At 64.8% G+C, this 12,316-nt stretch carries 11 protein-coding genes; 1 reads left to right on the forward strand and 10 read right to left on the reverse strand.

Annotation, left to right across the window (positions count from 1 at the left end; genetic code table 11):
* On the forward strand, positions 1–381 hold a 381-nt coding region (locus tag CAP37_RS08860), incomplete at its 5' end, for an integrase core domain-containing protein (protein ID WP_143435946.1).
* Positions 382–823: 442 nt separating this feature from the next.
* On the opposite strand, the gene CAP37_RS08865 is transcribed toward CAP37_RS08860, so the two are convergent.
* The 10 genes from CAP37_RS08865 to CAP37_RS08910 form a co-directional block, all read right to left on the reverse strand.
* On the reverse strand, positions 824–1,639 hold the full coding sequence (locus CAP37_RS08865; RefSeq protein ID WP_086123833.1) for a trypsin-like peptidase domain-containing protein: 816 nt from the start codon (positions 1,637–1,639) through the stop codon (positions 824–826).
* Positions 1,640–1,862: 223 nt separating this feature from the next.
* Positions 1,863–3,089 carry a serine hydrolase gene (locus CAP37_RS08870; protein ID WP_086123834.1) on the reverse strand — a complete coding sequence of 409 codons (1,227 nt, stop codon included), beginning with the start codon at positions 3,087–3,089 and terminating at the stop codon, positions 1,863–1,865.
* Between the two features lie 66 nt (positions 3,090–3,155).
* The gene (locus tag CAP37_RS08875) at positions 3,156–4,121 is read right to left on the reverse strand and encodes a nitronate monooxygenase family protein (RefSeq protein ID WP_086123835.1); all 966 of its coding nucleotides are present in this window, start codon (positions 4,119–4,121) and stop codon (positions 3,156–3,158) included.
* A gap of 2 nt (positions 4,122–4,123) precedes the next feature.
* Complete coding sequence (locus tag CAP37_RS08880) at positions 4,124–6,268, reverse strand: acetate--CoA ligase family protein (RefSeq protein WP_086123836.1); 2,145 nt, start codon at positions 6,266–6,268, stop codon at positions 4,124–4,126.
* Positions 6,269–6,278: 10 nt separating this feature from the next.
* Entirely contained in the window at positions 6,279–7,151 is an 873-nt protein-coding gene (locus tag CAP37_RS08885; protein WP_086123837.1) for a MaoC/PaaZ C-terminal domain-containing protein, read from the reverse strand.
* Complete coding sequence (locus CAP37_RS08890) at positions 7,144–7,974, reverse strand: enoyl-CoA hydratase/isomerase family protein (RefSeq protein WP_086123838.1); 831 nt, start codon at positions 7,972–7,974, stop codon at positions 7,144–7,146. The genes CAP37_RS08885 and CAP37_RS08890 overlap by 8 nt, the downstream gene beginning before the upstream one ends.
* A gap of 1 nt (position 7,975) precedes the next feature.
* A complete protein-coding gene (locus CAP37_RS08895; RefSeq protein WP_256926919.1) occupies positions 7,976–8,971 on the reverse strand; it encodes a tripartite tricarboxylate transporter substrate binding protein in 996 nt (331 codons plus the stop codon).
* Positions 8,968–10,125: an acyl-CoA dehydrogenase family protein gene (locus CAP37_RS08900; RefSeq protein WP_086123839.1), complete on the reverse strand. Its 1,158-nt coding sequence runs from the start codon at positions 10,123–10,125 to the stop codon at positions 8,968–8,970. Before CAP37_RS08900 ends, CAP37_RS08895 begins: the two co-directional genes overlap by 4 nt.
* Before the next feature lie 2 nt (positions 10,126–10,127).
* Complete coding sequence (locus CAP37_RS08905; RefSeq protein ID WP_086123840.1) at positions 10,128–11,300, reverse strand: acyl-CoA dehydrogenase family protein; 1,173 nt, start codon at positions 11,298–11,300, stop codon at positions 10,128–10,130.
* A 6-nt stretch (positions 11,301–11,306) separates the two neighbouring features.
* Positions 11,307–12,305 carry a tripartite tricarboxylate transporter substrate binding protein gene (locus CAP37_RS08910; protein WP_086123841.1) on the reverse strand — a complete coding sequence of 333 codons (999 nt, stop codon included), beginning with the start codon at positions 12,303–12,305 and terminating at the stop codon, positions 11,307–11,309.
* Positions 12,306–12,316 lie beyond the last annotated feature (11 nt).

Genomic DNA, 12,316 nt, shown 5'->3' on the forward strand with positions numbered 1-12,316 from the left:
GTCCTGGACCGCGCTGCGCTGTTTCGCGGGTATCCCAAGGCGGTGCGAACCGACAACGGGCCGGAGTTCACCAGCCGAGCATTCATGGCCTGGGCTCAGGCGCATGGCATCCGACACATCCTGATCCAGCCGGGGCGCCCGATGCAGAACGGCTACATCGAGAGCTTCAATGGCAAGTTCCGCGATGAGCACCTCAACGAGTGCTGGTTCCAGACCTTGCATCAGGCCAGGATGGCGGTGGCGGTCTGGCGCACCGACTACAACGAGGTCAGGCCACACAGCAGCCTGGGGCGAATGCCACCGGCTCGTTTCGCTGAGCTGCATCGCCAGCGCGCTGGCGATGCAGCTCAATTCCCATCAACCCACCACCCCATCGATTAACCTTCAACCCCGGGCTTCCTACTTTCGATTGGTATGGCAGAAGGGGGCAGGTCACTTCGTCAACCTTTTTCTGCCGATCGCGCAACCATCCGTAGTACCACGCAGTGACGTATGGGGACCCAAACAAGTAGAGCGCTGCAAAGAGTGCTGGCCAAAACACCCCATGAATCAGAATGGCTTCGATGTCAGGGAATCGCTCCTTGATGAGCGCTGACCTTTGAATGACCGAGTTGTCGGAGAACAGGATCACGTAGAACTTGTAGTTGTACAAACTCCAAGAAATCGCAATGCTGCTGATGACCGGATTGGTGAGCCGTTCCTTGAAGAACGCAGTCAAGCCAGTGTCAATCGAATCATTCATGTTCGTCCGCCTCCTTCAGCTGATGGTATCGAATCGAAATGTCTTCGAACCATCGGTACCTTCCCTCCCGTAGCGGGGACATTAGTCGCGAGTGCCGACGGACTTTTCCCCCAACGACTGCATGATCTCCGCGATCATCTCGTGTACGACGCCCACGTCAGTGCCCTGTATGGCTTTGTGAGACTTCTTGTGCCGGGTGGCAAGTGCAACGACGACTGGGCCTTCCTTGGGGTCTTTGTAATGTTCACTCGCAATCATCCAGACGGGTGCGCCACTCATTCCTTGAGGCATGTTCATCACCCGAGGACTCATGTCGGCGTTGAACCCACGCTTTTGGTCAAATTTCATCAGGAGATGCGTTTGCGGAGAGATGCCAACGAAGGCATAGGTCGAGTCGGTCAGGGTCTCGCCGAAAACGCTCCAAGGTTTCGATTCGAGAGTGGTTGTGTGCGAAGTTGGTTTGTTCATTGAGCTGGGAAATCCAACGAGCAAATACGCGCCTCCTTCTCGCACACGACCAGGCTGCAGTGAATCCAGATCCAGCGCATACTTTTCAACCTCGTGGTACGGCGGAACTGCTCCTCCTTCGAGCCTGATCACGGCAACATCAATCAAATCATCATCGCGAGATTGATCGAAGGTGGTGCAACGGAACGACCCAGCCAGACTGCGCAGCTTTGAGGGGGCGCAGAAGAAATACAGAGGGGACGCGTCGCCAACGTCCAGAACATGAGCGGCCGTGACGAGGAAATGTTCTGCGGAACTCCTTACCAGGAACCCAGTGCCTACTTGAGTCAGGCGATTTTGTTGTGTCTGATAAATGGGGACCACGTAGTGGCAGACGATGTTCGCCAGCCGGCCAGCCATTTCAGCTAACCGAAGAAAGTCTTCCTTCATTGAAATCCTTGACGCTTCAGTGCGTTTCGATCCACAACATTTTGATTGATTTCAATGGGCAATCTGGGGAGAACTCAATCCATGTCGAGGAATTCGAGGGTGAGGGTGCCCAAGTGGTTCCAAGGGATTCACAGAAACAAGCTCGATGCGCGCTTCTACCCAACTCCCATGAATCAAGCCCCTAGAGAAATCCCGGGGCTTTATTTTTTCCGGGCGCCGGAACTCATTCCTTGCTCACGGCATTGACGATCGCGCGAACCACGGCATCGCGCTCCAGGCGCGAATCCAGGTCTGACGACTTGGGCCACACCGCGGTCTGCACCACCACCAGATCGAGTGCGGGAAAGACCGCAACGGCCTGGCCAAAGACTCCCTGCATCAGAAACCCGCCCTGCACCAGCCAGAACTGGTAGCCGTAGCCAAATCGCGGCCCCGGTTCGTTCAGGCGAAAGCCGGGGGGTTGTTCGGCAGGGTCGGTGGCTCTTTTCAGGAACGCTGGCGGGACGATCTGTGCGTCGTCCCGGCGACCACCGAGGGCGAGCAGCCGACCGAGCCGGGCGTAGTCTCGCGTGGTGGCGTTGAAGCCGCCGCCGCAGTATTCGATGTCTTGCCAGCCGACCAGCCAGGCGGCATCAGCTTCTGCGCCCAGCGGGCGCCACAACCATTCGGAGGTGAGGTCTGCGGCGGTGCGCTTGGTGGCGCCCTTGAGCACGTGGCACAGCACCTGAGTTTCACCGGTTGCGTACTTGAAGCGGGTGCCCGGTTCCGCCTCCATGGGGCGGCGACGCGCCAGCACCTGCGTGGGATTACCGCCTGCGTACACACGAAACAAGGCGGCCCAGAGATCGGCCACATCGTCCCGGCCGCCGTAGTCTTCGGTCCACCGAACGCCGGAGCCCATCTGCAGCAAGTGCGAGATGGTGCTGCCGCCATAGGCACTGCCGGCGAGCTCAGGGGCGTAGACCTCTGCCTTGTCGTCGAGCGAGCGGATGAGCCCGCGCTCGAGCGCAATGCCCACCAGCAAGGCCGTGACACTCTTGGCCATGGAGAACGAAGCGAACCGATGCTCGGCGGTTCGCCCGTACTGGTAGCGTTCCAGCCGCACACGGCCCTTGTGCAGCACGAGGAAACTGGTGACCCTGCGGCGCTCGAAGTAGTCGTCGAGTGCGAACGTGCCGTCGCGAGCGGTGTATTGCACCGCCGGGAGCGGTTTGCCCGCAGGCAGTTCCCACAAGGGGCCGCCTCTGGCGCTGGGCCGGCCCGGCAAGATATCAGCCAGGGCACTGAAGCTTCCCACCTTGTACCGCTCCTCGGTCACCTGCTGCGGTGTGCCTCGCGGGTAGCCGGCGTCTCGCCCAAGGGCGGTTTCATCAGGAGCCGCGTGAATGAGCGGTGCCGCGAGAACCAGAACCAGCGGCGCAACGCGCAAGCAATCTGAAATCAGCCCCATGCCCCACTCCCGGAAGTCGATTCGACTGGCACATGCGGGCGGCTTGACGCACACCCAAGCTGCCGGTCATCGTATATCGAAAGCCGGCAATCGACACGCCTCGCGGTACTCGTCTCGCAGCCGCTGCACCAGTTCTGCGACGGATGGAATGTCGTGAATCAGATCGATCCCCTGCCCTGCGCTCCAGATGTTCTTCCACGGTGCAGCGCCTTCAGGCAAATGATCGTGACGCATGCCTCTTCCGAGGGGCCGCGGCAGGTTCTCGGGATCGAGCCCCACCGACTTGATGGATTCGACCAGCCAGTTGGCATGCACGCCGGCAATGCCGTCGGTGTAGCGAAGGTCGGCCGAGGTCTGGGAGACCAGCAGGTCCTTGTAGGCCTGCGGCGCGCGCGATTCCCGGGTGGCAATGAAGCGTGTACCGAGATAGGCCAGGTCTGCACCCAGGATTTCGCCAGCGCGGATGGTGGCGCCGTCGGACACGGCACCGCCCATGACGATGGTGCCTTGGTAGATGGCCCGCACGGCGCGGATGAGTGCCAGGTGGCTGGTGGTGCCGGAATGTCCACCACCGCCGGCGCCGATGCAGTTGAGTCCATCGGCTCCCGCCGCAATGGCCTTCTCGGCAAACCGGATGGAGGTGATGTCGTGAAAGACCAGCAGGCCCGCATCGTGCGCGTGGCCGATGAGCGCGGTGGGATCGCCGCCCACGGTGATGAGCACTTTCACGCCGTGGCGCCCACAGGCCTCGAAATGCTGGCCCAGCTGTTCTTCAGGCACCCGCGTGGCGAGGTTGACCGCCAGTGGCCCGGCAGGCCGACCCGTGGCTTGCTCATGTTCGTTCAACGCCTGGCGGATGGTCCCGAGCCATGCTTCAAACTCCTCAAAACTGCGCGCGTTCTGGCGCGGCAGCCCGCCCATCAGTCCTGCCTTGCAGGCTTCAGCAACCAGCTCGGGGCCGCTCACCAGAAACATGGGCGCGCAGACGGCGGGCAGCGACATGGCCGCGCGCAGGGCTTGGTCAAGGGCCATGCTCAGGCGCGCACCACCAGCCCATCCACCGCCACCACTCGCTTGGCGCTGCAGATGAGGGGATTGACGTCGATTTCTGCGATGTGCTCGCGTTCGCTGTGAATGAGTTGAGAGATTCGCGAGATGGCATCGGCCAGTGCGTCCACGTCCACCGGCGCGCTGCCCCGAAAGCCCTGCAGCAGCTTGTAGCCTCGCAAGCGGCGCAACAAGGCGTGCGCGGCGGCGGTATCCACAGGCGCCAGAGAGGCCACGGTGTCCTTGAGCAGCTCCACCATGATGCCGCCCATGCCGACCACCACCATGGGGCCAAAGAGCGGGTCCACACGCGCACCCACCATGATCTCCACCCCGGGCGGAATCATGGGTTGCACCAGCACACCGTTGATGCGCTCGGCGGTGGTGGCCTTCAGCGCGTTGGCCATGATGGCGTCGTAGGCCTCGCGCACGGCGCCGGCGTCCTTGAGGTTCAGGCGCAGCACGCCGGCATCGGTCTTGTGCGGCAGATCCGGCGTTTCCACCTTGAGTGCCACCGGGTAGCCGAATTCGCTCGCGGCTTCCATGGCGGCGTCGGCGCTGTTCACGAGACGGTTGTTCACCACGGGCACGCCGCAGGCCTCGAGCACGCGGCGCGACGGGCCCTCGGACAATGTGCGCTCGGTGCCTGCGGCTTCCAGCGCCGCGCGCACAGCCAGCACTTGCGCCGTTGCGAGCGCTGGCAAGGAGCCAGCCTCGGGCCGCGCCAGCTGGCGAGACCAGTGGTGCCACGCGGCCAGCGTGCTGAAGCAACTGGCGGTGGAGCGGAACACGGCCAGGTTCGGGCTCATCTCCATGTCCCGCACGCCGGGTCCTTCCTGCCAGCCCGTCAGCTCGAACACGCAGGCCATCTTGCCGTGCGCGCGCACCAGGTTGCCCAGGTTGATGTTGCGCTGGGCACTGGCCTGAATGGCGGTGGGATAGGGCGTGACGATGGCACCAATGTTGGCTTCCAGCAGGAAGGCCTCGGCGCACGCCGGAAACGAGGCCGGGTTGTTGAGGATCTGCGCCGTCACGTCGCACGGATTGCGCGAGGAGCCAAATTCGGGAATGTGCGATTCCAGCACGGCACGAAGCGCGGGCCCGGGCTGCGGCAGCGACACATTGAACACCTCAGCCTGGTCGGCAGCCATGATGCCCGCGCCGCCCGATGGTGTGAGCACCGCCACGCCTTCGGCCTTGGCCGGCGGGGCCTTGGCAAAGAAGCACGCGGTCTCCAGCAGGTGTTCGTACTGGTCCACCACCACAAAGCCCGCACGCTCGAACAGGGCGTTGTAACCCGCCGCGGAACCCGCGAGTGCGCCGGTGTGTGAGAGCGCCGCCTCGGCGCCGCTCTCGCTGGTGCCGATCTTGTAGACCACCACCGCCTTGCCCGCCTGGCGCGCGATGTCTCCGGCCTCGATCAGCCGGCCCGGATCGGTCACGCCTTCAAACACGCAGGCAATGGCGTCGCAGTCAGGGTCCTCGGCCAGGTACGCGATCTGGTCGGCAGCGTCCACGTCGCAACCATTGCCCGAGGTCAGCACGTGGCTGAAGGACACGCCGCGCTCCACCGCCTGCGCCATGCCCACGCCCAGCGCGCCCGACTGGCTGATGAGGCCAATAGAGCGGCAGCCTTCCAGCCGCAGGCTCACAGGGATGTGGGTGAAGGTGCCGAGCGCGCCGTTGACGGCGTTCATCATGCCCAGGCAGTTGGGGCCGAGCAGACGGGTGCCCGTGTTGCGAGTCATCTCCACAATGTCGCGCTGTATGGCCTGGTGCTCGGGGTTGCTGCTTTCGCCCAGGCCCGAGGCGAAAATAACCACGCCCCCTACACCCAGCCGCACGCACTCCTCGATCACCGGCTTGACCGCATCTCGCGGCACGGCAACAAACACGCAGTCGGGCACTTCGGGCAGCGCCGAGAGCGACGCAAAACACGGGCGCCCATCGATCTCCTGGTACTTGGCGTTGATCAGATGGATGGGCCCGGCGTAGCTGTGCAGGTTGCCCACGGTGCGGGCCCCGAAGGAAGCCGGGTTGGCCGAGGCGCCAACGATGGCGATGCTGGCGGGAGCCAGAAGGCGGCGGGTCTGCCCGTGTCGGTAGACGGGACGGCTGGAAGCGAGTGACATGAAGTTGGATTCAGGAAAAAGAAAGGTCGGCATGGCCATGCGAGAGCACCGTCACGTCGCGCGCCGGGATACGTGCGCGAAACGCCACGCCCTCGGGCTTGCGCCAGCATTCGACGCGAATGGTCTCGCCGGGAAACACCGGCGACGACATGCGCGCGCGCATCGACTTCAGCCGGGCAGGGTCGTTGCCACAGAACGCGCTCAACAGCGCCCGGCAGGTGACGCCGTAGGTGGCCAGGCCATGCAGGATGGGTTTGGGGAATCCCGCCCTGGTGGCCACGTCCGGGTCCGCGTGCAACGGGTTCAGGTCGCCCGAGAGGCGGTACAGCAGCGCGGCGTCGGCGCGGGTGGGCATGTCCACCACGTGGTCGGGCTCGGTGTCTGGCGTGGCGGGCAACGTCGGGCCCGCATCGTCGCCACCACCGGCCTTTGAAAAGCCGCCGTCGCCACGGCAGAACACCGCCTGCTCCACCGTGGCGAGCAACTGGTCGGTCGTGGCATCGAAGAGCTGCTTCTCGGTCTGGATGATGGCGCCCTTGCCTTCGCCTTTGTCCACGATGCGGGTGACGCGGGTACGGCCGATCACGGTGCCTTCGGCCGGCAGCGCAGCATGCAGGGTGACGGATTGCTCGCCGTGCACGAGTTTCACCGCGTCGATGCCGAGCTCTTTTCGCTCGCGCATCCAGAAGCCCGGCGAAGCCAGCACGCTCGCCATGACGGGCACCACCTGCAAATCCTTTTCGTAGACAAATCGCAGCTCGCTGCGGTCCAGCGGGTCGCTGCCCATGCCGATGCCCAGTGCGTAAAGGATGGTGTCGCGGCTGGTGTAGCTGTGGCGCACGTCTTCAAACTGAGCGTGGCGGGTCTTCTGGTAATCAAGCATCGTTCTTGGGGTGAGGGTTGGGGTTCTTGCGATCGGGCCAGCGGAACTGCGGTGGCTCCTTGGCCACGAAGCGGCGGGCCGATTCCTTCAGGTAGTCGCTGCTGGCGGCAATGGCCTGGCCGTTGGCTTCCATCTCGAGCATGGTGGTGAGGTCGCTGCCCAGAGACGCGTTCAGCGCCTGCTTGGTCACACTCATGGCGGCGTCGGAGGCGCCACAGAGGCTCTGTGCGAGCGCCTGCGCACGTGGCAACAGTTCGCCGGCAGGCAGCACCTCCAGCGCAATGCCCATGCTCAGGGCTTCCTGGGGGCCGATCTCGCGTGCGGAATACATCAGTTCCTTTGCGCGCTGCAGGCCCACAATGCGCGGCAGCGTGTACAGCGCGCCGAAGTCGGGCACCAGGCCGATGCGCTGGAACACCATGCACAGCCGCGCTCGCTCGCTCAGCAGCACGATGTCGGCCAGTAGAGCCAGGCTGAAGCCCGCGCCATAGGCCACGCCGTCCACCGCCGCAATCACCGGCCGGTCCAGGCCCATCAGCTCCACGGTGGCGCGGCGGTAGCGCTCCATGCCGGCGCGAATCTGCGCAGGCGAACGCGGGCCTGCGCTGTTCATGCCGCGCACGTCGCCACCCGCACTGAAGGCGCCGCCCGCGCCGGTGATCACGAGCGCGCGCACGCTGGCGTCGCGCTTCACGGTGGAGAGCAGATCGCCCAGCTCGTCTGCCATCGCCGGGTTGATCGCGTTCTTCGACTCCGGCCGGTTCAGGATGAGCGTGGCCACGCCCTCGGCCACCTCGTAGGTCAGTGTCTCGAAGGTGGGCATGTCACTGCAGCTTGATGTTGTTCTCGCGGATGATGGTGGACCACTTCTGCATCTCGTCGTCGAGCTGCTTCTTGAACGCCTCTGGCGTGTTGGTCATGGGTTCGTAGCCGAAGCTCACCATCTTGTTCTGAATCTCCGGCGTGGCGATCGCTTTGGCCACCGCCTGCGAGTACTTGTTGACGATGGCAGGGGGCGTACCTGCGGGCAGAAAAAGGCCAGTGAAGCCAGCCAGGTTGGCCTCGGCAAAACCTGCCTCGCCCAGCGTGGGCACATTGGGGAAGGCCTTGAGCCGGTGGGGGCTGGCCACTGCCAGCAGCTTGACCTTGCCACCCGCGAGCTGGTTGGCATAGAAGCCGACCGAACCCCACGCGGTGCTCACCCGGCCGTTGACCATGTCGGCGAAAGAGTCTGCCTCACCCTTGTAGGGGATGTGCGTCATGTCGACACCGGCCTTCTTGTTGAGCGCCACGCCGATGACGTGCGCGCCGGAGCCCACGCCGTAGGAACCATAGCTCACCGAGCCTGGCTTTTGTCTGGCCAACGCAATGAGTTCGCTCAGGTTGGAAGCCGGCAACTGCACCGGTGCGGCCAGCGCGATGGGAAGGATGGCCACCATCGACACTGGTGCCAGTTCTTCCATGCGGTAGCCCGGGGTGGGCTGCAGGAGCAGGTTCTGAACGATGCTGCTGAGCGACATGTAGATGGTGTAGCCATCTGGCGGTGACTTGGTGAGAGCCTGCGCCGCAATCATGCCGTTGGCGCCAGTGCGGTTCTCTACCACCACCGGCTGGCCCCAGGCCTGGGTCAGGCCGTCAGCGATCATGCGGGCCGTGGCGTCGGCGCTGCCGCCGGGCGCGGTGGCCACCATGAGCTTGATGGGGCGGGTTGGAAAATCGGCCGACTGCGCCGCCGCCGTGTTGGGCAATGCGAACATCACGCCCGCGGCAACGGCCAGTGACGTCACAAGTGTGAGGGAACGCAAGGCAGAAGATTTCATGATGTCTCCAGGGGTCGGGTTGTTGTAGAAAGCATTCCAGCCAGGCGCGAAATCTGATTCGCACTGTCGCCGAAAAGCTGGTCGATCACCGTGATGCGCCGCAGGTAGTGCCCCACCGCGTATTCCTCGGTCATGCCAATGCCGCCATGCAACTGGATGGCGCTCTGACACAGGGTTCGGCCGTGGCGGCCAATGATGAACTTGGCCCGCGCCAGGTCTTCGTTCTCGGCGGAAGCGGGGTCGTCAATAGCGGATGCGGCGAGCATGGCCATGCTCCTGGCGATCTCCAGCTCCACCATCATGTCGGCCACACGGTGCCGCAGAGACTGGTTCTCGCCGATCAGGCGACCGAACTGCTTGCGGGTGTTGAGGTAAGAAACGGTCAGTTGGTATGCCCCTTCCATGGCGCCCACGGCGTCGGCGCAGACGGCCGCCATGCCTGCCCGGCGCGTGGCTTCAATCACCCGTCCACCGCTCACCGGGTCAGCGGGGTCGCCCAGAGGCTGGGCCACCACGTTGTTGAACTCCAGGTCGCCAGCGGGGGTGTCGTCGATCAGGCGGTACCCGCGGCAACCCAGGCCTTCACTCCCCGCGTTCACCAGGAACAGGCCCAGGCCTGGCGCGTCGGCCGGCGCGCCTGATACGCGAGCGCTGACGATGAAAGCATTGGCCTGCGGCGCGTTGAGCACGCAGGCCTTGGTGCCCGTCAACTGCCACGCGCCGCCCGTGCGCGTGGCTCGCGTTTCTACCCAGCAGGGTGCGTGGCGTCCCGCCGCCTCGTCGCTGGCCCAGGCCACGGTGCGTTCGCCGCTGGCCACCTGGGGCAGCAGCGCATGGCTGGTGGCATCGCCCGAGAGCGACAAGGCCGTGGCGCCCAGCACCGCAGAAGCCAGGAAAGGCTCGGTCAGCAGCGCCTGACCGAAGGCCTGCATCACCACCGCGAGATCGGCGGCGGAACCGCCAAAGCCTCCGTGTTCCTCGGCGATGCGCAAGCCGCTCACTCCCAGCCCACAGAGCTGGCGCCACACCGCCGGGCTGGTGCCCTCGGCGGTCGCGGCAATGGCACGCCGCTGCTCGAAACTGTAGTTGTCTGCCAGCAGGCGCGTGACGCTGTCGCGCAGTTGCACCTGGTCTTCATGGAGTTCGAAGTTCATGTTTATCCCAGGGCCGCCTTGGCCAGAATGTCTTTCTGAATCTCGCTGGAGCCGCCGTAGATGCTGGCCGCGCGAGACTGCAGGTAGCGCAGGTTGCCGGGGGCGGCCCAGTGTTCACTGCCCTCGCCTTCACCCGGACGCCGCTCCAGCGCCGTGGGGCCTCCCAGGCGTGCAATGAGCGCCACCAGGTCCTGCTGAAGCTCAGTGCCTTTGAGCTTGAGGACAGAGGCAAAGGAAGGACCCGCCAGCGCCGTCTGCGGCGCGAGCAGCATGCGCCAGTTGGTCACTTCGAGCGCGCGCACTTCGGCGTCGAGTGCGGCCAGTTCGGCCTGCAGCACCGCGTCTTCGGCCAGCGGCCGGCCGGCCTGCGTGAGTTTGCCCGCCAGGGCACGCGCGAAGTCCAGGCGCTCGCGGCAATACGCCACGTTCGCAATACCGGTGCGCTCGTTGCCGAGCAGGAATTTGGCGCAGTCCCAGCCCCTTCCCTCTTCGCCAACGAGGTTTTCCACCGGCACCCGCACGTTGTCGAAGAACACTTCGTTGAGGTGGTGGGCGTGGTCGATGGACACGATGGGCCGCACGGTGATGCCGGGCGTGCGCATGTCGATCAGCAGGAAGCTGATGCCGTCTTGCTTGCGCGGGGCCTGCTCGGTGCGCACGAGGGCGAACACCCAGTCCGCCTGGTGCGCCGAGCTGGTCCAGATCTTCTGGCCGTTCACCACGTACTCATCGCCTTCGCGCACGGCCGAAGTGCGGAGCGACGCCAGATCCGAGCCCGAACCGGGTTCGGAAAAGCCCTGGCAGAACCAGAGCTCGCCACTCGCCAGCCTGGGCAGAAAGTGATCCTGCTGCCGGGCCGTGCCGAACTTCAGCAGCAGCGGCCCGAGCATCACCACATTGAAGATCGACGGCATGGGCGCGGGCGCGCGCTGGATTTCCTCCTGCAGGATCAGGCGTTCGGCCTGGCCCAGGTCGGCACCGCCGAAGGCCTTGGGCCAGTGCGGCGCGGCCCAGCCGCGTTCGTGCAGGATGCGCTGAAAGCGCACCACATCGTCCTTGCGGGCGGGGTGGCCCATGGCCAGGCGCTCGCGAATGTCCTGGGGCAGTCGCTCGCGGATGAAGGCTCGCACCTCGTCTCGGAAGGTCTCTTGTTCGGGGGTCAGTCGGAAGTCCATGGCGAGTCAGTCCACCTTGATGTCGTTTTGCTTGATCACCCTGGACCAGGTGTCCATTTCGGTGGCGATGTAGCGCGAGAACTCTTCGCTCGAATTGCCGACCGGCACGAACCCGACCTCTTCGATCTTCGCCTGCACGTCCGGCAAGGCCACGATGCGGCGCACTTCGTCAGAAAATTTGGCCAACACTGGCTTGGGCGTGCCAGCAGGCAGGAAGAGGCCGTACCAACCCGGCAGGTTGGCGCCAGGAAAGCCCGCCTCGGCCAGCGTGGGAATGTGCGGGTACCGCGCCACGCGCTTGGGCCCGGTAACCGCCAGCACCTTCACCTTGCCCGAGGCTTCCTGCGCGGCGTAGAAGCCTGCCGAGCCATACCCCACCGTCAACTGGCCGTTGAGCAGGTCGGGCAGCGAACTCACCTCACCCTTGTACGGAATGTGCGTGGCCTTGAAGCCGGCAGCGCTGGCCAGCGCAGCGCCCACCAGATGCGACCCCGAGCCCGCGCCCGAAGTGCCATAGGTGATGCCATCGGGCTTGCTTTTGGCGTACTTCACCAGATCGGCCACCGTCTGGATGCCCAGTGAAGAATTGACGCCGAAGGCAATGGGAATGGTGGCCACCAGCGTGACCGGTGCCATCTCTTCCATCTTGTAGCCTGGGTTGGGCCGCAGCAACACGTTTTGCACCATCGAGCTGATGGAGAGGTAAGCGGTGTGGCCATCCGGCGGCGCCTTGGCCAGGGCGGCCGCAGCGATCATGCCGTTGGCGCCCACGCGCTGCTCCACCAGCACCGGCTGGCCCCAGGCGGTGCTCAGCTTGTCGGCGATCATTCGCGCCAGGATGTCGGTGGCGCCGCCCGGGGCGGTGGCCAGCATCAGACGCACGGGCTTGTTCGGAAAGGCGGCGTCCTGGCCAAGGGCAGCGCCGGCGCTGCACAGGGTCATCGTGGCAGCCACTGCAGACAGGAGGCGGCGGCGTGCCAGAAGGCGTTGTGTGGAGGTGGTCATGCGCGGAGGGC

Origin of the sequence: Hydrogenophaga sp. IBVHS1, from assembly GCF_002127265.1 — a bacterium.
Taxonomy (GTDB): Bacteria; Pseudomonadota; Gammaproteobacteria; order Burkholderiales; family Burkholderiaceae_C; genus Hydrogenophaga.